Source organism: Paralteromonas sediminis (assembly GCF_003820355.1).
Lineage (GTDB): Bacteria > Pseudomonadota > Gammaproteobacteria > Enterobacterales > Alteromonadaceae > Alteromonas_F > Alteromonas_F sediminis.
The window spans coordinates 614,674-637,971 of sequence record NZ_RPOK01000004.1 but is presented as its reverse complement, the minus strand read 5'-3'; the positions used below and the strand labels follow the sequence as shown (position 1 = coordinate 637,971).

Sequence of the window (23,298 nt, the reverse complement as noted above, 5' to 3'; positions counted from 1 at the left end):
GCTATCCGTGAAGGTGGCCGTACCGTAGGTGCGGGTGTTGTATCTAAAATCTTGGACTAAGATTTAGACACAGCTGCAAAGCATAAGAAAAACCCCGCTCTTTAGCGGGGTTTTTTGTTTGTAGCAATATTATCCCTCCCAGAATATGATCTACAGTACTAAGCCTCTGGTATCTTCTTAAGCATTGTCAGCATAAAAGCAGTGCTGAAAATGCATGCAAGTGATACGACAACCTGAAGAGAAAAAGGATAACTGACCTATGCAATATCATCCCCTTGGCACAAGTGGTTTACGTGTTTCTGAGATTTGTCTTGGCACTATGACCTGGGGTGTGCAAAACACGCAGGCTCAGGCTGACAGCCAGTTGGCACTGGCATTGGACTCGGGTATTAACTTTATCGACACAGCCGAAATGTACCCTGTGCCTCCCAGCCAAAAAACCTATGGTGATACCGAACGTATCTTGGGGAACTGGTTGGCCCGTCATTCAGATAAACGCAGCGATGTTATTGTGATGACAAAAATAGCGGGCTCTGGCTTAAAGTATATTCGCGGTGGCGGCGAGATCAGTGAAAATACCCTTCCACAAGCTATTGATGAGTCACTATCACGCCTGCAAACAGACTATATCGATGTATATCAGTTGCACTGGCCAAATCGGGTATCACCACACTTTGCTAAACACTGGCCTTGGCGCACCGATCCAACTGCCACGAATGTAGACGAAGAAAAGGAAAAGATGGCGGGCATCGTTCGCGCGCTGGGAAGAGCGATTGAACAAGGTAAAATATGTCATTGGGGGCTATCCGATGATACGCCTTGGGGTATTCATACCTACTTAGATTTGTGCCGCGAGTTAAACGTACCCAAGCCTGTGTCTATTCAAAATGAGTTTAGCCTAGCGCACTTAAAAGACTGGCCTTATCTGATAGAAACCTGTGTATTCGAAGACGTGGCTTATTTGCCTTGGTCACCTTTGGCTGCGGGCCTGCTGACAGGAAAGTACCTCAAAGGGGCGCGTCCTGAAGGATCACGCTGGTCCATGGAACAGCGAATGGGCTTATTCAGGGACACCAAACAGGCACAGGCGGCAACGCAAGAGTACGTGAATATTGCTGAACAATACGGCATTACACCTGCTCAGCTAGCGTTGAAATGGGTACAGCAAGTTAATGGCGTTACCTCAACGATAATCGGTGCGACCAGTGACGCTCAGCTTAAAGAGAACATTGCCGCGTTTGCATTACCAGACAATGAGGCCATGATTGATGATATATCAGCAATAATCAAACAATATCCGGTTCCATTTTAATAATCGAACACTATAATGCGTCATCCTTGTGTCACAGTTCATCCATACCCTGTGCGCAACATGATTTTGGAAGTTGTTTTATGTCAGTAGATAATCATCAAACGGTGGCGCCGCAAGACATTAATGGTCCCGCTTATCAGCGGGTCTTTAAATGGTTTACCTTGTTGTTTTTAGTGTTCTTAATGCTTCAAGCGGTCAGTTTGATTGGCAGTGGGTTTAAGCTTGCTACACTAGAGCACGCAGAAACCCTCTTTGAATTTGCTTCAAACCCACTTATGGGGCTGGTGATTGGGATGGTGTGTACCGCCCTTATTCAGTCCTCTTCAACGGTAAGCTCAATTATTGTCGCTATGGTTGCAGGCGGCTTGCCCATTACTATTGCAGTTCCCATGATGATGGGGGCCAATATTGGTACCAGTATTACCAATACGATTGTCAGCCTTGGCCACGTTGCCAAAAAAGATGAATTTCAACGGGCATTTAATGCTGCGACAATTCACGATTTTTTCAACGTGATGTCGGTTCTGATTTTCCTGCCACTAGAGATTATGTTTGGTTTCCTTGAGAAGCTGAGCGGAGCCATGGTGTCACTCTTTAGCACAGGCGCAACGGCTGACGTCGGGGGCTTTAATCCCATTAAGGCAGCCACTAAACCCTTCACCAACTTAGTCGGCGATACGTTTTCATTTTTGCCTTCGTTTTACCCTGGCCTGATCAAAGTCGTTATTGGTGTGGGGTTGATTATTGTTGCTATCACTTTCATGGGTAAGATCATGAAGTCGCTGATGGTAGGCAAGGCAAAAGATGTGTTGCACAGTAGTATCGGTAAGGGGCCTGTAACCGGTATAGGCTCAGGCACAGTGGTTACTGTACTGGTGCAGTCTTCGTCAACCACTACGTCATTGATGGTTCCACTGGTCGGCAGTGGTGTACTCAAAGCCAGAGACATTTATCCGTTTACGCTTGGGGCGAATATTGGTACGACAATAACAGCGATTATTGCGGCATTGGGTGCAACGGGTGATAACGCGGTGTTTGCATTGCAAATAGCCTTAGTGCATTTCCTGTTTAACAGCATAGCGGTCATGGTGATCTATACCATTCCTTTCTTGAGAGAAATTCCGCCTAAGTTGTCTTACTGGTTATCATTGAAAGTCGCTCAAACTAAGCTTTATGGTTTAGGCTACATTCTAGGGCTGTTTTTCGTGGTGCCTCTGACAGCTATTTTCTTATCTCATTAAAAAAGCCAGGCGATGGCCTGGCTTGCTGTTATACGACACTCAATTAGAAGGCGTATTTCGCCGAAAACTGAAGGCGGTTCATGTCGCCTTCTATACCATTTTCTACTTCGCGCTTGGCATAGGCATATTCCGCACCCACGGTAATGGCCTTGGTCGGTGAGTAAAGCAGGTTAACCCGAGTACTGTACGTTGACTCTGTTACACCTGTACCCGTTAATGCGGTGTCATTATCAATGTCGAGTGCAGAAAAAGTAATACTAGAGCGCATTTTCTCATTCCATACATGGCGATAGGCAATGGCGTACCCGGTTGAATCGATGGCTTCTAATTCACCGGCTGCATCAATAACGGCGCCGTTTGCTGTATTAAGGCCAATATAACGCCCCATGCCAGAGCCCGTATTAAACATTAAGCGCAAGTCGTCACCGTTATCAAAATTCACTTTGCTGGTTACGCTCAGACCAAAACCAGTCACGCTATCGTCAATAGTACCGCCGTCATCATAGGTAAGTTGCCTGGCAAGACCTGCTACCTTGATGTATCCCCAGTCTTGTTTGAAGGTATATCGTGCTACGATATCCGGTACAAAGTTGTCATCTGCTACGATACGGCTGCCACCGCCAAAAGGGGTGATAGTCGCTTCAGGATTTTCCAGCGCCAACTCCCAACCGCCAGCAGAATACTTAATTAAAGCCTGACGGTTAAAGATAGTACCATCAGTCACACCGACAAAATCTAGCGTTTCAGGAAGGGTCCCAACATCCTGGAAGGTCGACCAGGTCTGACCTACTGTCCAGTTGCCATATTTGATGAATGCATGGCGAATTCGTGGAACGTAACTGTTACTCACGCGTTCATTGCCACCGGGCGTAACCAGAAAGTCAAACTCAAGTACACCTGTAATGACTTTGTCGTCTTCAGTTTTGGTTTGGGTTGTGAAGCGAAAACGAGACTGTTTTATATGAGCATCAAATTGAGAATCTTCCTCATTACCGCTGACTGGAGTCAAACCTGGAATATAAAAATCTCTTCCCAAGTTTTGCGAAGCCAGTGGCCCTTCGGAGTAGTTGCTAAACATAGCATCTGCTTTGATATATCCGGAAAATTTCACTTTTGTGTCGGCGAAGTTTGCACTGGCAGCAGGTGCCATTCCTAGGCCCGCTGCGGCAATAGCCGCGGTGAGTAATGTTCTTTTGCTGTTCATAGTTGGCGTCCTCAATTTGCACCTGAATCTTGTGTATGTGGTTAAAAATATGTAAAGACATAGTTAACAGAGCTTAATTGTGCGCATAATGCACAAAAAGCCAACACTCAAGTACACTTTTCAGACTAAAGTCTTATGTGCTTGTCATTGTTCACTTTTTGTCGTGAACTAATGCGTACTACTAAAGTCGAATTCACGTTTTACATCGGTTAAGGCTACATTTATCCTGTAACAAATTATTCAATTGGACTGCCTGGCGGTCAGGAGAAAAAACCTATGAACGCGAAAACGTATCCAGTGCCAGCGGCGACTCAAAGTCGTGCTCTTCTCAACAATGAGCAATACGAAAAGATGTATCAAGATTCTATTCAGAACCCGGACGCTTTTTGGGCAGAACAGGCAAAAATTGTAGAGTGGTCAAAAGCACCATCGGTAATCAAAAACACCCGCTTTGACGCTGGCGATGTTTCTATCAAATGGTTTGAAGATGGGCAGCTAAATGCGAGTTACAACTGTATTGACCGGCACTTGGCTAATGATGCTAAGAAGACCGCTATTTTATGGGAAGGCGATTCGCCTGATGACAGTCAGGAGATTACTTTTCAGGAACTGCATTACGAAGTGTGCAAATTGGCCAATGGACTTAAAAAATTGGGTGTCAAAAAAGGTGATCGTGTAGCGCTATACATGCCTATGGTCCCACAAGCTGCCTATGCCATGCTTGCTTGCGCTCGTATCGGCGCGGTTCACAGCGTTATTTTTGGTGGGTTTTCCCCTAATGCACTGGCTGACCGTATTAATGATAGCGAAGCTAAAGTGGTAATTACCGCAGATGAAGGCCGTCGAAGCGGTCGCGTAGTTCCACTAAAAGACAACGTTGACGCAGCACTTGCCAATAATGCCTGCCCTTCTGTTTCAGCTGTTGTCGTTCATCAGTTAACAGGTAATAACGTTAACTGGGGTGGTGTAGATGTATGGTGGCATGAACTGATTGAAGACTGCTCAGGGCAATGTGAACCCGAAGTGATGGATGCGGAAGATCCACTGTTTATTCTTTACACCTCTGGCTCCACTGGCAAGCCTAAAGGCGTCGTGCATACAACGGGGGGTTATCTTGTATATACCGCGTTAACGTTCAAATACGTGTTTGACTATCAAGACGGCGACATTTACTGGTGTACCGCAGACGTAGGTTGGATAACAGGGCATAGCTACATGGTCTATGGTCCCATGATCAATGGTGTCACTCAGGTATTTTTTGAAGGTGTGCCTACCTATCCAAGTGTTAAGCGCATTGCTCAGGTAGTTGAGAAGTACAATGTCAATATTCTGTACACGGCACCGACGGCTATTCGCGCGCTGATGGCACATGGCGATGAGCCTGTTTCAGGCTGTGATTTGTCTTCGCTTCGGGTGTTGGGTTCTGTGGGAGAGCCGATTAATCCAGAAGCCTGGGAGTGGTATCACAAGCAATTTGGTAAAGAGCAGTGCCCGATTATGGATACCTGGTGGCAAACTGAAACGGGCGGAGTCATGATCACACCATTACCTGGTGCAACAGCGCTCAAGCCAGGTTCTGCGACCAGACCGTTCTTTGGCATTCAGCCTGCACTCTTTGATTCTGAGGGTGCAACCCTTGAAGGCGCAGTAGACGGTAATCTGGTTATTACTGACAGCTGGCCCAGTCAGGCCCGAACCGTGTATGGCGATCACAAGCGCTTTATCGAAACGTATTTTAGCGCTTACCCAGGCGTGTACTTTACTGGCGACGGTGCCCGTCGTGATGAAGACGGTTATTTTTGGATCACAGGCCGTGTTGATGACGTATTAAACGTCTCTGGACACAGACTAGGTACTGCCGAAATAGAAAGCGCTCTGGTGGCGCACGAGAAAGTGGCCGAAGCTGCCGTTGTTGGCTTCCCACATGATATTAAAGGTCAGGGTATTTACGTGTACGTCACGCTTAATGAGGGCGAGGAAACCAGTGATGAACTAAATGCCGAGCTGCGCAAGTGGGTGAGAACCGAGCTAAGCCCAATTGCAACGCCTGACATGATCCAATGGGCGCCGGGCTTACCGAAAACACGCTCAGGCAAAATTATGCGTCGTATATTGCGCAAAATCGCCGCCAATGAGCATGAGCAATTAGGTGATACATCAACATTGGCAGATCCGAGTGTGGTTGATACACTCGTTGCAGGGAGATTAAACCAGTAACGGGTTACACGTGACAACAATACTCATTGCAGACGACCATCCACTGTATCGCGATGCATTAAGGGGGGCACTTTCACAGCCCCTTAATTCAATTACATTGGTGGAGGCCTGCGATTTGCCTGAAACCGTGTCTGTTTTAGAGCAGCAAGAGGTGGATCTTTTGCTGCTTGACTTGCATATGCCGGGCAGTCAGGATTTATTTGGTTTGCTTCACATTCGAAAGCTTTTTCCCGATGTGCCGGTTGCCATTGTCTCTGGTACTGAAGACCCCGCGATTATTTCAAAAATTATTGGGGTAGGGGCACTTGGGTTCATTCCAAAAACAGCAAGTAAGCAGAATATTAAAGACGCGATTCAGGCCATATTAGCCGGTGATATATGGCTACCCGAAAACATCTCAGATAAGGTGGAGTCGGTAGACGAGTCCTTCTCGCAACTGGCCGAGCAGGTGGCTAGCCTGACCCCCTCTCAGTATAAAGTACTGTGCTACATGCGCGACGGTCTACTCAACAAGCAAATTGGCTACAATCTAGATATTGCTGAAGCGACTGTAAAGGCCCATGTCACGGCTATTTTCAGAAAACTAGGCATCAACAACCGCACACAGGCGGTACTTATCGCCTCTCAGTTAGAGCTTGAACCTCCCGCCCATTAACAGTTTTCTACTTTATTGCCATGCTCAGACGCTGCAGTAATGCCCTGAGCTTGGCGGGCTTCAATGGTTTGTGAAGCAGGTGGATGGTAGACGCCTCACAGCGTGCTTTTAGATCTTCTTCCTGTGAGGCAGTTATCATTACGGCTGGAACCGCAAGCCCGAGTTTCTCACGGATAGCATTGGTCAAATCAATGCCGTTCTCATCCGGACTCAGGTAGTAATCTACGATAAGTACATTGGGTTTAAATGTCTTAACCGTCTCCAGCGCCTCGTGTTGAGAGGAGGCCAGAGCAACCTTGACCCCCCACTTAGTCAGCAAGGTTTCCAGTGCGTCCAGATTTTCGCGCTGATCGTCAACACAGAGAATTTCAAATTGCTCGAAGGCGGCCGTCTTACTGATTATTGAACGACTCGGTTCAGCCGCGGCCTGTGCGATGGGTAATTCAAAATGAAATGATGTGCCTTTTCCTTTGCGTGAGCGCATGGTTAACTGAATACCCAACTGCACGCAAAAACGTTTAACAACACCCAGCCCTAAACCTACACCTGTTTCACCTTGACTATCACAGCGGTAAAAGTCTTCAAAAATATGACTTTGCTCTTCATCAGTTAGCCCTACACCGGTATCCATAATGCTAAAGTGGGCGCGATTATGACGTTTTCTAACAAAGAATATAACTTTGCCACTTGGTGTGTATTTTACTGCATTTGACAGCAAGTTAAGTACAATTCTATACAAATAAGTGCTATCTGAAGAAACTGAAAGCGCGTGCATTTTGCCTTTAAATACCAGGCCTTTCTCGTTGGCTCGCAGGGTAAATTCATGCATAAGTGGCTGCAGGAGTGTGTGCAGATTAACCGTCTCAATAGATGGCTGCATTCTCCCCTGATCAAGACGAGCGATATCCAATAACGTACCTATCAGTGTTTCACTGGCATTTAGGCTTTGTGAGAGCTTTTCTACGGTAGCGTGAGTATCGGCTTCCAATGGCGTTTCAATGAGCGAAGAGGCATACAGCTTCGCGGCATTGAGCGGTTGCAATATATCGTGGCTAGCCAATGCCAGGAAACGGGTTTTACTGTCATTGGCAAACTCAGCAGCTTCGCGGGCCCGAATAAGTTCAGCTTCTACTTCTTTACGCTTCTCAATTTCCAAACGCAGCTCAGCATTAATAGAGTGGACTTCTTCGGTGCGCTTTTTCACGCGGTGTTCCAAATCAATTTTGGCCTCTTCAAGGGCTTTTTGAACCTCCATATAGCTAGTAATATCGGTAAAGCTGGCAACGAATCCACCGCCCGGAAGGGGGTTGCCTACCATCTCGACGACCCGACCATCCGCTCGTTGCCGTGTAAATCGATGATGGTTACCAGCGCGAAGGTGTTTCATACGCTTTTCAACGTGCTCCTCAACAGGTCCAGGTCCAAATTCTCCGTTTGTGGCATTGTGACGGATAAGTTTTTCAACCGGCGTACCCGTTGCCAAAAGGTTATCAGGATATTGATAAAGGGCGGCGTATTGCTTGTTCCAGGCGACCAGCTCCAAGTTCTTGTCAATCACGATAATGCCTTGGTCGATGTTCTCCAGCGAGGTGATCAATGCGGTCATGTTTTGCTGAACGGTTTGGGCGGTGTCGTCAAAAAAGCTGATCACGTCTGTGAAGTCTAACTTTTTACTTTTCAACACACTGTCGATGAGTGTTTTCGCACTGGCCGCACCAATAACTCCGCCCAGTGCTCGCTCACAAAAGGCCAAAAACGCAGGTTCAGGATCACCTTCTTTATTCAGTGTGTAGTTGTTATGTCGCTCGAATTCATTGATAAGCTGGTCACAGCGCCCCGTGCCCATGAAGGTTGAAAGCAATGTAACCAGGTCGCCAGCGGTAACATTAACTCCCGGCGATTTTTTAAAGGCCGCAGTACGGGTTTCATTTGGAGAGACAAACGCAGCGGCCTGGAGGCGGTCGATCAGTCTAGGCTGGGCAAAGTAGGAAAAGGCAATGTAAAAAATGATGTTGACAGCCAGGCTGAGCATCGCCCCTTGGCTAAGTAGCATGCCCTGCTGCATACCGGGTTCAGCTTCTATAATAAGCGGCAATACCAGCCAGCTAAACCACACAACCAAGCCCGCAAAAAGCCCCGCATACACGCCCTGAGCATGACCGCGTTTCCAATAAAGCCCCCCAATAATAGCGGGCAAGAGTTGAATAACTAATGAAAATGCAATCAGTCCAATTGAATGCAAAGAGCGGGTATTGGCTAACTGTTCATAATAAATAAATGCGAATAACAAAATAAAGCCAATGACCACGCGACGAATAAGACGAATATTTCGGCCTAGATCTCCGCTTTTTACCCGCTGATTAGAGGTTAAAAAACGCGGCAATATTACATCATTGGTTAGCATGGTGCTTAAGGTCAATGTAGCGACAATAATCATGGCCGTTGCCGCTGACAAGCCGCCCACAAATACCAGAACTTGTAAGAACAAGGAATCTACATAGCCGGCCAGCGCAATCACATAGGTGTCGGGTTCAATACCCTGGCCGGCAAAAAGCGCATCACCACTGGCCGCAATAACAGGGATCATGGTTGCAATAGCAATGAGATAAACCGGAAACAGCCAGCGTGCCGTTTTTAAATGACCGAGATCTAAGTTATCAACAATCGCGATGTGAAATTGCCTGGGTAAACAAATCACCGCGGCCGCGGCCATGATCGTCTGAAAAATAAAGTTTGTACTGGAAAATTGAGCAATGGCTTCCTGCGTAACGAAACTGGCTAACGCATTACCTTGATGTTGCGCTTGCCATGTCAAATAGCCGACAAATGCTATGCATACTAAAGCAAGTAGCTTAAGACACGACTCAAAAGCAACCGCCAGTATCAGCCCTCTGCGGTATTCGGTGACATCAGTTTGCCGGGTACCAAAAAACATCGCAAATAAGGCCATCCCTACTGTTGTTACCATAGCGATAAGCGCACCGTTTTCACTTTGCGTTAATACCATAAAGGTCGAACCGATGGCTTTTATTTGTAGGGCGATATAGGGAATAGTGGCTAGTAATGCCAGCAGCGTCACAACTAAGGCAACCGTTTGACGTTTGCCGTAACGCGACGCAATAAAATCAGCAATAGTATTAATGTGCAGTTTTTTACTGACCAGTGTCATTTTAAAAATAAACCGGTAACCAAACACATACACTAAAACCGGCCCTAGCAGAATAGGTAAATACGCCCATTGATCACGAGAAGCTTGTCCTACAGAGCCCAAAAATGTCCACGCTGTACAATAAATAGCAAGGGCGAGTGAATACACCATAGGGTGCGACGTAATGCGCCTTGCAAGGGGAGTATCTTTGTCTCCCCAGGACGCGATATAGAACAGTAAAGTTAAGTAAACTAGCGCGAGCGCTATCCATCCAAACGTCATTGATTACCAACAATTAATTTACATTTCACAGGCAGTATAACCGCCAGTACGACCTAAGCACTACGACTATAGTCTCATTTTAAGCTGTGCTCATGCGGTCTAGAGTGATATTACGCAGCAAGAGCACAGTGTGCAGGGCGCTGTGATGAAAATGTTAAAAATTCGAATCATAACCTGTGAGGAGCGAACAATGGCATTTAAGAACGAGACAGATAAAAAAGCCTATTGGCGGGAAAACCTCCGCCTGCTTTTAATATTATTAACGATTTGGTTTGTGGTGTCATTTGGCGCTGGCATTCTTTTTGTTGATGCCTTGGATCAAATCCAGTTTTTCGGTTTTAAACTGGGATTCTGGTTTGCACAACAAGGGTCAATTTACGTATTTGTAGCGCTGATTTTTGTATATATGAGCAAAATGAATGCACTAGACAAAAAATACGGCGTAGACGAGGACTAAGACAATGGACGTACAATTACTCACATTTATTATTGTCGGTGCCTCCTTTGCGCTGTACATAGGCATCGCTGTTTGGGCGCGTGCTGGATCAACGAACGACTTTTATGTTGCAGGTGGCGGTGTACCACCTTTCATGAACGGTATGGCTACAGCGGCCGACTGGATGTCAGCAGCATCCTTTATTTCTATGGCTGGCCTTATCAGCTTTATGGGTTACGACGGTGCGGTTTATCTAATGGGATGGACCGGCGGTTACGTGCTGTTAGCCTTGTGCCTTGCACCCTACTTGCGCAAGTTTGGAAAGTTCACCGTGCCAGACTTCATCGGTGACCGTTACTACTCACAAACTGCCCGTACAGTTGCCGTGTTCTGCGCCATCTTCATCTGCTTTACTTATGTGGCAGGTCAAATGCGTGGTGTAGGTGTGGTATTTAGCCGCTTCTTGGAAGTAGACATTGTTACCGGTGTTATCATAGGTATGGGTATTGTGTTCTTCTACACAGTACTCGGTGGTATGAAAGGCATAACCTATACTCAGGTAGCACAATACTGCGTATTGATTTTCGCTTACATTGTGCCTGCGGTATTCATTTCAATGATGGTTACCGGTCACATTCTTCCGCAAACTGGTTTTGGAGCAACGCTGGCTGACGGTTCCGGTGTTTACATGTTGCAAAAACTCGATGGGCTATCTACACAGCTAGGCTTTAATGAATATACTTCCGGCACTAAGAGCACGGTGGACGTATTCTTCATCACTTTCGCTCTGATGGTAGGTACAGCAGGTTTGCCTCACGTTATTGTGCGTTTCTTCACAGTACCTAAAGTCCGTGATGCGAGAAAAAGTGCTGGTTGGGCGTTGTTACTGATTGCTGTGCTTTACACTACTGCACCGTCTTTGGCTTCTTTCGCTCGTGTGAACATGATTGAAACCATCAATGGTTCAGAAATGACAGGTACGGAGTATGCATCAGCCCCATCGTGGATTAAAAACTGGGAAAAGACCGGCTTAATCGCGTGGGATGACAAAAACAACGATGGCAAGATGTTCTATTCAGGTGATGATCGCAACGAAATGAAAGTTGACCGCGACATCATGGTATTGGCCAACCCTGAAATTGCGAACTTACCTGCGTGGGTTATTGCATTAGTTGCAGCCGGTGGTGTAGCGGCGGCGTTATCAACGTCTGCAGGCTTGTTATTGGTTATCTCCACCTCAGTGTCACATGACCTGTTGAAAAGGACATTTGCGCCAAATATCAGTGATAAAGCCGAACTGGGCTATGCCCGACTCGCTGCTGCGATTGCCATTTTAATAGCGGGTTACTTCGGTATTAATCCGCCCGGCTTCGTGGCCCAGGTGGTGGCATTTGCCTTCGGATTAGCAGCGTCAAGCTTCTTCCCGGCCATTATCATGGGTATCTTCTACAAGCGTATGAATGATAAAGGTGCTGTAGCAGGTATGTTAAGTGGTATTACGTTCACTGCTGCTTACATCATTTACTTTAAATTCATCAACCCAGGTGCGAACGTACCCGCTAACTGGTGGTTTGGTATTTCACCTGAAGGTATTGGTACACTGGGTATGCTGGTTAACTTCGTGGTTGCCTTTGCGGTCTTTAAAGTAACCGAAGAAGCACCAGAAGAAATCCAACAGCTTGTTGAAGACATTCGTTATCCCAAAGGTGCAGGCGAAGCCTCAGCACACTAAATGGAAACTTGTGTTTTTCGATTAAGGCCCGCTCGCGGGCCTTTATTCGTCCTAGCGTAAATTGTCTGGAGAGATAACATGACAGCCTTGCCAACCGCTATCGATACCTTGTTGAACGACACAGCGCCGTTTGACCAGTTGTCTGCAGAGCGCAAATACAAAATAGGTACAGAATCTGATTGGGTGTACCTGGCCAAGGACAGTTTGGACGAGTTTATCGCGACACACAGTAAAGATGTTTGTGTGATCCACAGTGGTCAGTTTCTGGTGGATGACAACGAGTCAGGTGTGCGTCATCTAAGTGAAGGTGATATTTTTGGGTTTGCCCAACACATTCAGAACACGCCTCACCCATTGCGAGTAGAGGTTGATGTGGCGGGGCTCATTCTGTGCATACCGCCAGAATTGTTCGCCTTGTGTATGCAGCAAACGATGTTTGCCCGATTCTTCAAACAAGGGCAAGACGATGCGCTCACTCAGTCACCGGTTAATGATGCACAAGCGATGTGGATGTACCGCACTTTGGGCGAAACACAACATCACGAGCCCATCTGTATCGATGTATCAGCGAGTATTTTTGATGCTTCAAAACGCATGACTGAGTCAGGGGTATCGTCTCTGCTTGTCACCGAAGAGGGGAAACTGGTCGGTATTTTAACTGACAGAGATCTTCGCAGCCGTGTGCTGGCAGCCCAGCGTAACCCTGACGACCCTGTTACCACGGTGATGACGGAAAACCCCCACAAAGTTCAAAATGACAGAACCGTGTTTGATGCCATGTGTGTCATGAACGAGCATGCTATTCACCATTTGCCCATAGTGGCAGAAGACAACATCACCCCGGCAGGTATAATCACAGCCACAGACGTAATCCGCTTGCAACGCAGTAATGTGTTGTATTTGGTCAGTGAACTAGGTAAAGCAACAAGCCTGTATGCGTTGTCGAACGTCGCCTGGCAAATCCCACACTACTTTGCGTCAAATGCCAAACGTCCAAGCGATTTTGATATTGCAGGCAAAGTACTGTCTCAAGCCACTGACATTATGACCCGTAAGCTGATTGGATACTTTGAGCAGGCAAATGGTCCAGCACCTATGGCCTACGCGTGGTTGGTGTATGGGTCGCAGGCGAGGGAAGATCAAACGTTAGGCTCTGATCAAGACAACGCTTTGTTACTTGCAGAGGAACCCAATGAAACACAAGCTAGCTATTTTGCGCAGATGGCCAGTTATGTCTGTGAAGGCTTGCACAAATGTGGCATTAAGTTGTGCAGTGGCAATATTATGGCCTCTAATCCACAACTCAGAGTGTCGCTAAAAGGTGCCATAACAGAAGCGCAAAAATGGGTAAGAGAGCCCACCTTGCAGGCTATTTTGCATTTTAATATTTATCTGGATGTACGCCATATCGCAGGCAATAAGCAGCTTTTTGACCAGCTCGCTGAAGCCCGGTCACCCTTGCTGAAACAAAAGCAATTTGTGGCAGCCTTGGCCAGGCAAACCAATGATGTGACAGTTCCACTTTCCTTGTTTAATCGGTTCGTGTACACCAAGCACGGTGAGCACGAGCACTGTATTGATGTGAAAACACAAGCGGTGGCCATTATTAACAGTATTGTGAGGAATTATGCATTGTCAGCAGGCGTTCGCGAACCCAGCACGATTGAAAGACTGAAAGTTCTGCCTGAGCTAACCACGCTGTCAGCACGCGATGCTAAAAATTTAAAAGAGATATGGCTCTTTCTGAACCGGTTGCGTTGGCGTCACCAAATTCAAAATAGCGTGACAGACAATTTTATTCGTGTGGACGATTTGTCTTCCATTGAAAAGCATCAGTTAAAGCAAGCATTTAAAGCCATAGAACGCGCTCAGCAGGCAGCGCTTAATCACTTCGCGGGTGGTATGGGGTAGGGCGAGATGGGGTTAATATCACGACTAAAACAATGTTTCGGTCAACAATCACTGCCTGCAAAGTGGGCCAATTTACCAATCAGAGATATTCCTTTGCTCGCTCTTGATTTGGAGCTCACATCACTAGATACAACGTCGGCTAAAATCACCTCAATAGGCTGGCTTTGTGGAAAGCACCTTCATTGTTATTTGCATTCGGCACGTCATCACGTGGTCAGAGCGTCTGGCTCTTTGCAGCAGAGTCCGGTCATTCACGGAATTACGCAGGAAAAGCTATGGCAAGGTGAAAAGTTGGCCGATGTTATTGAAACCCTAGTCCCCCTATTACCCGATCATATTCTTGTACTGCATCATGCTCACTTAGACATGGCTGTCATTAAACGCCTTGCAACGAAGCTTGAGCTTAACGTTGACGAGGTATGGGTAATCGACACTCTGATACTATGTAAGTACTTACTTAGCAAAACGTCTTTGGTGATAAAACCCGACAGCTTAACGCTTACTAATTGCCGCGCCCGATACGCGTTGCCGGCAATTAACGCACATAATGCACTCGACGATGCTATGGCAACATTGGAGCTATGGTTTGCCTGTCAAAGTGCCATGAACATAAAGCCAAGCGATACACTAAGAAGCCTTATGCACACTGGGGCACTAAAACCATATCGCCTAATTCATCCGAATTGATAGCATAAGCTCAGTCAAGCGTTTCTTCCATGCCCTCAACGGTGAGTTCGTGTTGCTCTTCAACTACAGGCAGGCGCTTTACCACATTGATTTTTCGCAGGTCTTCAATTTTAAACAGCATTTCGCCTTGGTAGGTATCATCTTCATAGGGATGAACAGCATTGTCAGACCAATAGTGCACGTCTGTCAGGCGCAGAAAACCCTTATCAACTTCATTTGCATAAATGGCCTTATATAGCGTTTCAGACATGCGCCCATAATACCAATAAGACTCCATGGCCTGATCTTCTTCTGGCACATTGAACTGAGAAAATACCCAAATTAGCTTTTCGGGAGGCGTTGGCGCGGGTGGGTTTTGTGTCTCTTGATTACAGCCAATTAACAAAACGCTGAGCGTCAAGACTAAAAATAGCGTCCTTAACATCACTTTGTCCTTTTATTTTCGTTTTCCCCGTTTGTGAAAACGCTATGTATGTTCCCAAAAAGTATCTGACTTTTCTATTGTTATTTTCTCATTAAATCAATGGTACATAGACACGGTTATTGGTCACAATATCCGCCTAACGCTTTCTAGCCTTCTTAATATTGGTGTCAAAGCGAAAATCGGTTTAGGCTCACATACTAGTGAGACGCTTACGCCAGTTTCCCTGATGCTGCCTATTACAGTCTTCTTCTGTGTCGAACAGAATATGCTTCTTAGGGTTTTTTAATGAAACACCAATATCGTTTAGTGCCCTCGCAATTGAACTTTGCAACGTCTGTTTGTTGTCAGAACGCAGATATTCTTGGAGGTGCTCATCCGTATCAAAAACGCAAATTACACATAAACTTTGAGGAAAATGGTCGTAATTAACAGTGTGAGTAAGCCACCGAAAACCAGGTATGTCTTTCAGGGCAAGCTCACACACCTGCGTGAGCGATAAACGAATAGCGTTGTCTGTCTTTTTATCAGATTTACGCATTAAGACAGTTTGTTTATTTGACTGCTGATTTTAATGGTTTTAAAAGCTCCCCAAGCCATAATAATGGCACCAACCGCCAGCATAAAGTTCACCGTACTTGGGTCATTTAACAGAGGCAAAAAGGCGTCACCATTGGCACCAAACTTTCCATACAAGCCTAAACCAACCATGATTGCTCCCGGTGCCTCGATAAGCTGGGTTTTTATCAAGCTGGCTTTCAGTGCTTTAATTTGTTCGCTATTTTTTTGTGATGACATCTTTTGCTCCTGCAATGTTTAATCCCGAGTAATACCGGGGCGGTAATCTCCCAATGACCACAACAACAAGCCCAATGGTAACAAGCCTATCAGCAAGGTCGTTTTTAGTTGCTGTACCGTAAACTCAATACCAAGCAGTGCCAATGTTTCAGCCTCTCGACCTGAGCTTCGGATGAAGTCAGTGTCTGCGCCTCCATAGAGCACAGCGTAGGCCCAGTAGCAGATACAACACACACCGGCTATCCGCCATAGTATAGGAAACATAGTGTAAGCCCATAAATAAAAACTACTATCCTAACGTGCTTGATTGACGATCGCGACTCACAGGCCCGGAATTATTCATCAAACGCGGCGCTAGACCGTCTAATAATATTTACTTGTAAAGGCTTCTTACGGAGTTGCCATTTCGGTCTTTCAATACCCGGTTTTTAAGCGTCGTCTTATGTCCTTAATACACACTAACTCTTGTCACTCTGGTTGTTATTGCGTTCTTGCTCAAGAATATGAGAAATCTTTTTATTTTCCCAAGAGGCGCCAAAGGGTTGAAATACAGTGATGGCATGACCACAAATTAAGATAACAAATGAAATGAATACCACAATCAAAGGGCCTAAATTTTCACCGTCATTGTAGTTAGGCACCATAAACAATACAAAAATCGCCGTTAAAAATGTAGAAGAGAGATAAAAATACTTAATCGACTTGGCTTTTTCTCGCGCTTTTTCGCGTTCCGTATCATCAATTCGGGTATTATCTTGTACTGATTCTGGCGGGAGGCCCTGATCTTTAATCGACTGAATAAGCGCGTCGGTGGAAATTTCAAAAACGGCCGCCAAGGCTTTGAGACTTTCAATGCCGACACTTTCCCCTTTTTCTACACGTTGGATAGTACGCACATTCAGTCCGCTAAGCTGTGCCAGTTGCTCCTGAGACCAGTGTTTCTTGACTCTCAATGATTTCATTAGGGTAACCTTTATTTATAGAAAGCCCAGTATTCTATAGTACGCCTTTGGTGTCGGTAGTGACAAACACATGACAGCGGCCTGACAGATGCCAGACATCCCGTTGCGGCTTACTGTGCGTTGGTTGACTACCTTCGTTTTGCTCGGAAGAAATAAACCAACTGCAATACTCTTAAGCCTCAATCGCGCTATGTTTCTCTACGCTGAGGCTCCAGTCCATGAATAAACGCGCCGTACCCGTCTATTGGGTGAGGCACCCTGGCTAAGTCTAATGCATGAGCAATGTTTCCACGATGGTAAGACCCATGATTAATAATGTGAAACAAAATTTCACCAACTGACATTTTTCCTCTTTGACCATCAACAAAAACAAAAGAGATTTCTGGTGTTAAGTCTTCGCAGCTGGTAATAAATTCTACATACCAAGTACCGGATGCGATGAGCCTGCGTTGCAGTGTGTCGAATGAGGGGATGTGTGCACTATTTGTAGCCGAGTGAGGAGAGGGTAAGGCGCACAGCCTGCTTTTAAACAATTCTTCGACGATCACCATATGGCTTATTTGTTGAAGCGAAAAAGAGTAAGCATTAGCAAACATCGTTCGGTCAATACTGCTTATGGCGTCAAGGGTACGTTGATCAGCCCATTGTTTATATTGATACGTTTTTACATCCATTACATGCTCCAGAAAATCGAGTGCTTTATTTCGTGCTTGCTCGTATTTTTGCTGCTCTAACCTCTAATCCCCTATCTATTTTTGTAATTCGAGCGTTCAAAACGAGGGAGCCTTGCATGTCTGCGTCCCAGCTCAAGGGTTGGGCGACTTGAGCGCCTATATTTAACCAAATGAAGCATAAAGAACAATTCCCTCTTCGTTAAAGTTTATATTACAGCTAGCCAAGCGAAGAACAAGCCAACTACTGTGAGATATGCTTTTACCCGCTTGATTATCTGCCAGTTTATACGAAGACAGTTTTGCTGTGTCTAGCTGTGAACGCACACTAGAGAGTGATATGCCTTCTTTAAAGTTGCCACAGAGGAAATAGATCTCTTTTCTTGCCTCATTGGAAAAAAAGCCCAGAATTACTAGCGCCAACACGCAGGTAAAGCTGATGATAACTTTTCGGTTTAATAAGGTTTTACCATTCATTTTATCGATGCTTCTAAGAAACTTAACTTTAAGCTAAAGGGTGAAGCCGCAGCGCGTTTGTGTCCCAAGGCACGAAGTGAGTGACTTAAGGGCTTTGTTATGCGCCATTGACTTACGGAGTGCATGTACCATAATTAGGTATATATTGGTATTTAAGGCTTTCGATATGGCTAAAAACACAAGCATTACTCTTGGTGATCACTTTGACAGTTTTATAGCAAACCAAATCCAAAGTGGCCGTTATGGCTCCGCAAGCGAAGTTATTCGCAGCGCATTACGTTTATTAGAGGCACAGGAAACCAAAATTAACACATTGCGTCAATTATTGGTTGCTGGTGAGCAAAGTGGTGAATCTGATTATGATTTAGATAGTTTAATTGCAGAAATTGATAGCGAATCCAAAAATTGAAGCTATGCAAACTGTCGGTGCTGGCAAAACAGGACTTAAAAGATATTGCTATATTTACGCAACAAAAATGGGGCCGAGAGCAAAGAAATAGTTATTTAAAGCAGTTTGATGATTCGTTTAGGTTGCTGGGAGAAAACCCCGATGTAGGAAAAGCGTGTGATGAGCTTATGCAAGGCTACAAGAAATTCCCACAAGGTAGTCATATTATTTATTACAAGCGAATGAATGGCTATGTCTTAGTGATTAGAATTCTTCATAAAAGTATGGACGTCAATCCTGTTACTTTTGGCGCATAATGCCCGCATTTTCGGCTGTTTTGTAGTGCAGCGGATAACCACTCCGACAACATGCGCTTGTTAGCAACCTTTCTTCATAGCATTTCGGATCCGAGCCTTTACAGATGGAGCGTCATCACGCATGGCCATTTCGAAATATTTCTTCGTTTCAACGACGTACTTTGAGTGCTGCCTACTTAACTCATAAAAGCCGTTGTATGACCAAGCACGTACGAATTTATTTGGAACAGTGAGCGAGATTCTCAAGAAGGCATATAGATTACCACTCACGGCATCAGTGATTGGCATTAAAGGTATACTTTGAAGTACATGCAACTTTGCTTCCCAGTGGTTCAATTGGTCGATGGAACCATATATTTTTTGACCTGGGCTTGCTCTAACTCATTTCCAGCTTCAAGCCATGCCTTTAGCAACCAAGTGGCTCCTTTTTCACAGTCTTCTATTAATGAAAGAGCTATTAATGTGTCGGAAAAGTTATCTTCTGCATTGTGCGCATCATATATCGCCTTAATATCATCAGCTGATTTTCCGTCCCACGACGCTATTTCTTGTTCAATGTGAATAAGTCTACCATGGGTTTCTAACGCTAAGCTAACGGGCAGTGACGTGGAGGTATAATCGCGAAGCGCTGTTGCGTTACTGGCCCAGTGACCGAAGGGAACGTGTTTAGCGCCTTGTTAGAGTGCGTTGCCAGCATGTTATTCAAGATGCTGATATATCCTTTGTAGATTGTACTTTAATACCATCTTGTCTAATGGTGACAGATTGAGAAGATTTATCGTTGAATCTTGAAGTTCGTAGGTCCCGGATTTTTCAATAACGTACTTACTTAAATCTAATGCGTTCTTAAAGTGAGTAAATGTCTTTGATAATTTCTGATCAGTGATTTGTATTTCACTAACAGACCACGACCACTCCTCTCTTTTTATTACAAATAAGTTGCTTAGTTTTGCTGTATTGCCGTTCAATTTATAAGACAGGCCAACCTTAAGATAGTCCTCAGTAAGGAATGGTATCCAGTATTGATTCACTTCTGTTTCAAAACCAATATCTTCGGTTTGTTTGAAATCGGAATTTGATAAAAGAGATACCATAAAAAGGAAATTCTTGTCTTCGCAAGACAAGCCTCGGGTAACAGCTTCATGTTGCGGAAGGAGCTTGACTGGAATACATGACGAAGAAAAGTTACCAGCAGCTAAATCTTCTATGAAAGTTTGTATGATTTCCCTAGCTCTATGGTTTTCACCTAAGAGACTTGCAGACAATAGCAATACAAAAATAGGAAAGACTAAAGTCCCTAGTAGCAAATGTTTCTTATTCAAGTTGTATCAATTCCTTTTGAGCACTCTAACGCAGTTTTAATTTGCCGAATTAAGCGAAGCGGAATTTGGTCAAATTGCAAACTTTGTTAGCTGCAATCTCAAAGTGCAATAGGACCATCAGTTTCGCCCTCCAACTTAGAGGATATTTCATTTAAAGAGATATTTTCTTTAAATATACAATCCTCTAGAAATCCAGAGTTCTTTTTAAAAGCAAACTCTATTGCATCCGAGTATTTGCTTAAAAGGTATTCCTGACGATCTATATCTTCACATTCTACAATATCTTTAACAATTTCTAATGCCACACTCTTATTTAAAGAGTTGCCATCACAAGGAATTATTGCAAGGCTTCTGCAAAATTCTTCGAGACTACATGATCCATAATATTCGTTGACTTCAAACTCACCAACTTTCACTATTTCATTGATCTGCTCTAGTACAGACTCTCTTTCACTCGAATCTGTTTTGGATTCGTATGCCTCCATCAAAGATAATATTTTTTTGTACCTATCTTTCTCTATGTCGTTCATATTCTTAGCTTTTGTAGTTTCAGCTAACGGGCAGTGACGTGGCACGAAAATGGCGAAGCTGCAGCAAGTAGGCGTCCCTGCGAGCGCAGTGAGTGGCTTGAACGGTTTGTTATGTGTCATTCATTCCTCAAGTTTATCTCCTTCAAACTCTCTTATCATTGAATCTCTCCAGACTATCACATTAGTCCATTTTTCATCCGTTGAGCCATTGTGAGACCAATAAACCACTTCTCCTAATTCATTCAAATAATAATAGTCACCATTGTCTTTACAAATTGGCAAGCCGGTTTTTGGAAATCCATCTCTTTCATGGGCCTCTTTTGTCGCAATATAAATGTCAGCATAAGATGGTGGGTCAACTATTTCGAGAGCATCTATCGGTATATCACCTAAATCATAACCAGATTTCAAAAATTCAATATATTCAGGCGGAAATTTGAAATTGAGCTTCTCTTGAGCTTCATCAATCTCATTATCAGTAGGGGGCACAATAGGAAATTCATCCATTAGAAATTCAATCCTCCAAATTATTCAAGACACATAACTTTTCAATAACGGGCGCAGGCACGTAGGGCATAATGACGAAGTCGCGCTGCGTGTATGCGTTCCAGCGAACGAAGTGAGCGAGTTAATTGAGTTGTTATGTACGTTACTCAAAAAGATCTCCTGCTGCGGCTTCTATATCCCCACAATCAGATATTAAGTCCCCATCTTCTCCGAAGATTTTATAGGTTTGTTGATCACCGCCAATTTGAGCACAGCCGTCTAACGCCAGAAGAAATGTATATGCAGTATCGTTTAACATTACTTCCGCAACTTCCCAGAAAGTTTTCTCTTGTTCAGGTGTAAGGTCTAATTTTTGATACAGAGCCTGCACTAAAGACTCTTGATTTGGGTCTTTGTACAGATTTAATGAAGAATCTATTTCTTCTTTCCAGAGGCTGACAAACTTCTTTGCATTCATTTTATATCCTTGAGTACATAACGCTAAGCTAAGGGCCAATTACGCAATGCGATAATGCCGAAGGCGCATTACGTAATTGTCCCAGTGACCGAAGGGAACATGTTAAGAGCTTTGTTATACGAATTTTCCACTCTACACATCACGGCTCATAAAGTGGCTGTTTGGATCTAATTTATAGTCGCTAAATGGTCCACAGTCTGAAAAGCCAAATTTTTTATACAGGTTACGAGCAGCAGAGAAATAATCTTGAGTCCCTGTTTCCAAACATATTGTTTTATACCCTTGGTCTTTTGCAAAATTAAGAACAAACGCTAAGAGTTCTGATGCTACACCTTGTCCTCTAAACTGATGAGATGTACGCATTGATTTAATTTCTGCACTATGTGAGTCAAGGTTTTTAATAGCAATACACCCAGCAAGAGAACCATTTGACCACGCACTGAAAAAAATAATATTGGGAGATTTGAGCGCTTGGACGTCCAAAGCGTGAACACATTCTGGAGGAGAAGTGGCATACATATCAGAGAGATGTTCTTCCAATAATGCAATGACTTTGCTGCCGTTTAAATTATCCCTTTTTATTTCCATCTCAAAACTTCCTTAAAATTTGTATAACACTAAGCTAATGGGCAAATGCGTGGGGCGAAAATGCCGAAGGCGCGCCACGTTAACGTCCCAGCGAACGAGGTGATCGAGTTAGCACCTTGTTATGTTCACTGCATATTCGAAGAGAATCTGACTTTTGGGCCACTAAATTGATTGAATAGTTCTTCATGCGCTGCTTTGCTAAATGTATCGTTTCGGCTTTCGTATTGTCTTATCCAAGTGATGAGCATATTCAAATTAGCATCTTGAGCTTCCTTGGATTCGTATTTATGAGGCTCCCACGGTCTGTCCTTGGCGTTTTCAACACAATGCTCGATTGGAAGAGCAAGGTAAATAGCCTTTGTTGCTTTTTCTAATGGAAATTTGAGCAAATCTGAGTAACAGCCTTCAATTACCCAGTTATCGTTGCTATCCATGAACTGACTAATAGATTCCATTGATTTGGCAATCGTTCGACGAACAGGCGGAGACACTGGCTCCCAAGCTAAAGTATCGAGGTCTAGGTGTGCAAGCGTATTTTCCCCTGGACAATTTAGCTGCCAGTGTAGATTTACCCGAGCCGGAGTTGCCAAAAATAACAATTCTTGTCATGGATTTCCTTGAATTACATAACGCTAAGCTAAGGGGCGCGAACATGCGGCGAAACTGGCGAAGCCGCGCCGCGTTTGCGTTCCAGCGACCGAAGGGAGTGGCTTGAGCGTTTTGTTAGCTGCCACTTGCGATTTTCTTCCATTCAGGATTAATGTTTTGCGACGAAGCATCCACATACTGGGTGAGTTTGGCACCTAGAAACAAGTACTCAATAGAATGTGGTTTAAAGTCCAACTTACCCTCAAATTCTAAGCCGCTTTCTTCAATTCTTGAGTGGCCTTCATAGGGTACGCTTCTTAGATTTTTTAGCATGAAAGCGCCATCTTTCCATTCAAATCTAAATCCTTCGAATGCTCCCAATTCCGATGTTCCCAGAATATGCTTTTTCCCATTCTTTGAAGACTCGATAGTAAGTTAGGGCTCCTT

Annotated in this window: 25 protein-coding genes and 1 pseudogene; 10 read left to right on the top strand and 16 right to left on the bottom strand. The window is 44.6% G+C overall.

Annotated elements, in window-relative coordinates; all coding sequences use genetic code 11:
- Nucleotides 1-259: 259 nt before the first annotated feature.
- Together DRW07_RS14960 and DRW07_RS14955 are read left to right on the top strand one after the other, a co-directional pair.
- A complete protein-coding gene (locus DRW07_RS14960) occupies nt 260-1,312 on the top strand; it encodes an aldo/keto reductase (RefSeq protein WP_124028730.1) in 1,053 nt (350 codons plus the stop codon).
- 80 nt (nt 1,313-1,392) lie between these two features.
- Nucleotides 1,393-2,553 (top strand): Na/Pi symporter, encoded by a 1,161-nt coding sequence (locus tag DRW07_RS14955; protein WP_124028729.1) that lies wholly within the window; start codon nt 1,393-1,395, stop codon nt 2,551-2,553.
- A 43-nt stretch (nt 2,554-2,596) separates the two neighbouring features.
- On the opposite strand, the gene DRW07_RS14950 is transcribed toward DRW07_RS14955, so the two are convergent.
- Nucleotides 2,597-3,757, bottom strand: coding sequence for a DcaP family trimeric outer membrane transporter (locus DRW07_RS14950; RefSeq protein ID WP_124028728.1), 1,161 nt, complete (start codon nt 3,755-3,757; stop codon nt 2,597-2,599).
- Between the two features lie 276 nt (nt 3,758-4,033).
- On the opposite strand from DRW07_RS14950, the gene acs reads away from it, so the two are divergent.
- Together acs and DRW07_RS14940 are read left to right on the top strand one after the other, a co-directional pair.
- Nucleotides 4,034-5,974, top strand: a complete 1,941-nt coding sequence (gene acs, locus DRW07_RS14945; protein WP_124028727.1) for an acetate--CoA ligase — start codon at nt 4,034-4,036, stop codon at nt 5,972-5,974.
- Between the two features lie 10 nt (nt 5,975-5,984).
- The gene (locus tag DRW07_RS14940; RefSeq protein ID WP_124028726.1) at nt 5,985-6,629 is read left to right on the top strand and encodes a response regulator transcription factor; all 645 of its coding nucleotides are present in this window, start codon (nt 5,985-5,987) and stop codon (nt 6,627-6,629) included.
- Between the two features lie 7 nt (nt 6,630-6,636).
- On the opposite strand, the gene DRW07_RS14935 is transcribed toward DRW07_RS14940, so the two are convergent.
- Nucleotides 6,637-10,059 carry a PAS domain-containing hybrid sensor histidine kinase/response regulator gene (locus tag DRW07_RS14935; RefSeq protein WP_124028725.1) on the bottom strand — a complete coding sequence of 1,141 codons (3,423 nt, stop codon included), beginning with the start codon at nt 10,057-10,059 and terminating at the stop codon, nt 6,637-6,639.
- 190 nt (nt 10,060-10,249) lie between these two features.
- On the opposite strand from DRW07_RS14935, the gene DRW07_RS14930 reads away from it, so the two are divergent.
- From DRW07_RS14930 to DRW07_RS14915, 4 genes are all read left to right on the top strand, one after another.
- Entirely contained in the window at nt 10,250-10,516 is a 267-nt protein-coding gene (locus DRW07_RS14930) for a DUF4212 domain-containing protein (RefSeq protein WP_124028724.1), read from the top strand.
- 4 nt (nt 10,517-10,520) lie between these two features.
- Nucleotides 10,521-12,227 (top strand): sodium:solute symporter family protein, encoded by a 1,707-nt coding sequence (locus DRW07_RS14925; RefSeq protein WP_124028723.1) that lies wholly within the window; start codon nt 10,521-10,523, stop codon nt 12,225-12,227.
- A 78-nt stretch (nt 12,228-12,305) separates the two neighbouring features.
- Nucleotides 12,306-14,138, top strand: coding sequence for a putative nucleotidyltransferase substrate binding domain-containing protein (locus DRW07_RS14920; protein ID WP_124028722.1), 1,833 nt, complete (start codon nt 12,306-12,308; stop codon nt 14,136-14,138).
- Between the two features lie 6 nt (nt 14,139-14,144).
- Nucleotides 14,145-14,825, top strand: a complete 681-nt coding sequence (locus DRW07_RS14915; protein WP_124028721.1) for an exonuclease domain-containing protein — start codon at nt 14,145-14,147, stop codon at nt 14,823-14,825.
- Nucleotides 14,826-14,835: 10 nt separating this feature from the next.
- Here DRW07_RS14915 and DRW07_RS14910 read toward each other — a convergent pair whose 3' ends face one another.
- The 7 genes from DRW07_RS14910 to DRW07_RS14880 all read right to left on the bottom strand — a co-directional run bounded on the left by DRW07_RS14910 (nt 14,836) and on the right by DRW07_RS14880 (nt 18,154).
- On the bottom strand, nt 14,836-15,249 hold the full coding sequence (locus tag DRW07_RS14910) for a hypothetical protein (protein ID WP_124028720.1): 414 nt from the start codon (nt 15,247-15,249) through the stop codon (nt 14,836-14,838).
- Between the two features lie 190 nt (nt 15,250-15,439).
- Nucleotides 15,440-15,787: a Fis family transcriptional regulator gene (locus DRW07_RS14905; protein WP_124028719.1), complete on the bottom strand. Its 348-nt coding sequence runs from the start codon at nt 15,785-15,787 to the stop codon at nt 15,440-15,442.
- The gene (locus DRW07_RS14900; protein WP_124028718.1) at nt 15,787-16,044 is read right to left on the bottom strand and encodes a hypothetical protein; all 258 of its coding nucleotides are present in this window, start codon (nt 16,042-16,044) and stop codon (nt 15,787-15,789) included. Before DRW07_RS14900 ends, DRW07_RS14905 begins: the two co-directional genes overlap by 1 nt.
- A gap of 18 nt (nt 16,045-16,062) precedes the next feature.
- A complete protein-coding gene (locus tag DRW07_RS14895; protein ID WP_124028717.1) occupies nt 16,063-16,308 on the bottom strand; it encodes a hypothetical protein in 246 nt (81 codons plus the stop codon).
- A 194-nt stretch (nt 16,309-16,502) separates the two neighbouring features.
- Nucleotides 16,503-17,006, bottom strand: a complete 504-nt coding sequence (locus DRW07_RS18360) for an XRE family transcriptional regulator (RefSeq protein WP_165870519.1) — start codon at nt 17,004-17,006, stop codon at nt 16,503-16,505.
- A gap of 188 nt (nt 17,007-17,194) precedes the next feature.
- Complete coding sequence (locus DRW07_RS14885) at nt 17,195-17,680, bottom strand: DinB family protein (RefSeq protein ID WP_124028716.1); 486 nt, start codon at nt 17,678-17,680, stop codon at nt 17,195-17,197.
- Between the two features lie 162 nt (nt 17,681-17,842).
- Nucleotides 17,843-18,154, bottom strand: a complete 312-nt coding sequence (locus DRW07_RS14880) for a hypothetical protein (protein ID WP_124028715.1) — start codon at nt 18,152-18,154, stop codon at nt 17,843-17,845.
- 166 nt (nt 18,155-18,320) lie between these two features.
- On the opposite strand from DRW07_RS14880, the gene DRW07_RS14875 reads away from it, so the two are divergent.
- Nucleotides 18,321-18,563: a type II toxin-antitoxin system ParD family antitoxin gene (locus tag DRW07_RS14875; protein WP_124028714.1), complete on the top strand. Its 243-nt coding sequence runs from the start codon at nt 18,321-18,323 to the stop codon at nt 18,561-18,563.
- 17 nt (nt 18,564-18,580) lie between these two features.
- Nucleotides 18,581-18,859 carry a type II toxin-antitoxin system RelE/ParE family toxin gene (locus DRW07_RS14870; RefSeq protein WP_377923158.1) on the top strand — a complete coding sequence of 93 codons (279 nt, stop codon included), beginning with the start codon at nt 18,581-18,583 and terminating at the stop codon, nt 18,857-18,859.
- 698 nt (nt 18,860-19,557) lie between these two features.
- Here DRW07_RS14870 and DRW07_RS14865 read toward each other — a convergent pair.
- From DRW07_RS14865 to DRW07_RS14835, 7 genes and pseudogenes are all read right to left on the bottom strand, one after another.
- Entirely contained in the window at nt 19,558-20,181 is a 624-nt protein-coding gene (locus DRW07_RS14865) for a hypothetical protein (RefSeq protein WP_124028712.1), read from the bottom strand.
- Nucleotides 20,182-20,279: 98 nt separating this feature from the next.
- Complete coding sequence (locus tag DRW07_RS14860; RefSeq protein WP_124028711.1) at nt 20,280-20,711, bottom strand: hypothetical protein; 432 nt, start codon at nt 20,709-20,711, stop codon at nt 20,280-20,282.
- 120 nt (nt 20,712-20,831) lie between these two features.
- On the bottom strand, nt 20,832-21,218 hold the full coding sequence (locus DRW07_RS14855; RefSeq protein ID WP_124028710.1) for an SMI1/KNR4 family protein: 387 nt from the start codon (nt 21,216-21,218) through the stop codon (nt 20,832-20,834).
- A 142-nt stretch (nt 21,219-21,360) separates the two neighbouring features.
- Complete coding sequence (locus DRW07_RS14850) at nt 21,361-21,675, bottom strand: hypothetical protein (RefSeq protein ID WP_124028709.1); 315 nt, start codon at nt 21,673-21,675, stop codon at nt 21,361-21,363.
- Between the two features lie 132 nt (nt 21,676-21,807).
- Nucleotides 21,808-22,263 carry a GNAT family N-acetyltransferase gene (locus DRW07_RS14845; RefSeq protein WP_124028708.1) on the bottom strand — a complete coding sequence of 152 codons (456 nt, stop codon included), beginning with the start codon at nt 22,261-22,263 and terminating at the stop codon, nt 21,808-21,810.
- Between the two features lie 125 nt (nt 22,264-22,388).
- Nucleotides 22,389-22,872 (bottom strand): annotated as a pseudogene (locus tag DRW07_RS14840) (AAA family ATPase).
- A gap of 114 nt (nt 22,873-22,986) precedes the next feature.
- Nucleotides 22,987-23,184 carry a hypothetical protein gene (locus DRW07_RS14835; protein ID WP_124028707.1) on the bottom strand — a complete coding sequence of 66 codons (198 nt, stop codon included), beginning with the start codon at nt 23,182-23,184 and terminating at the stop codon, nt 22,987-22,989.
- Nucleotides 23,185-23,298 lie beyond the last annotated feature (114 nt).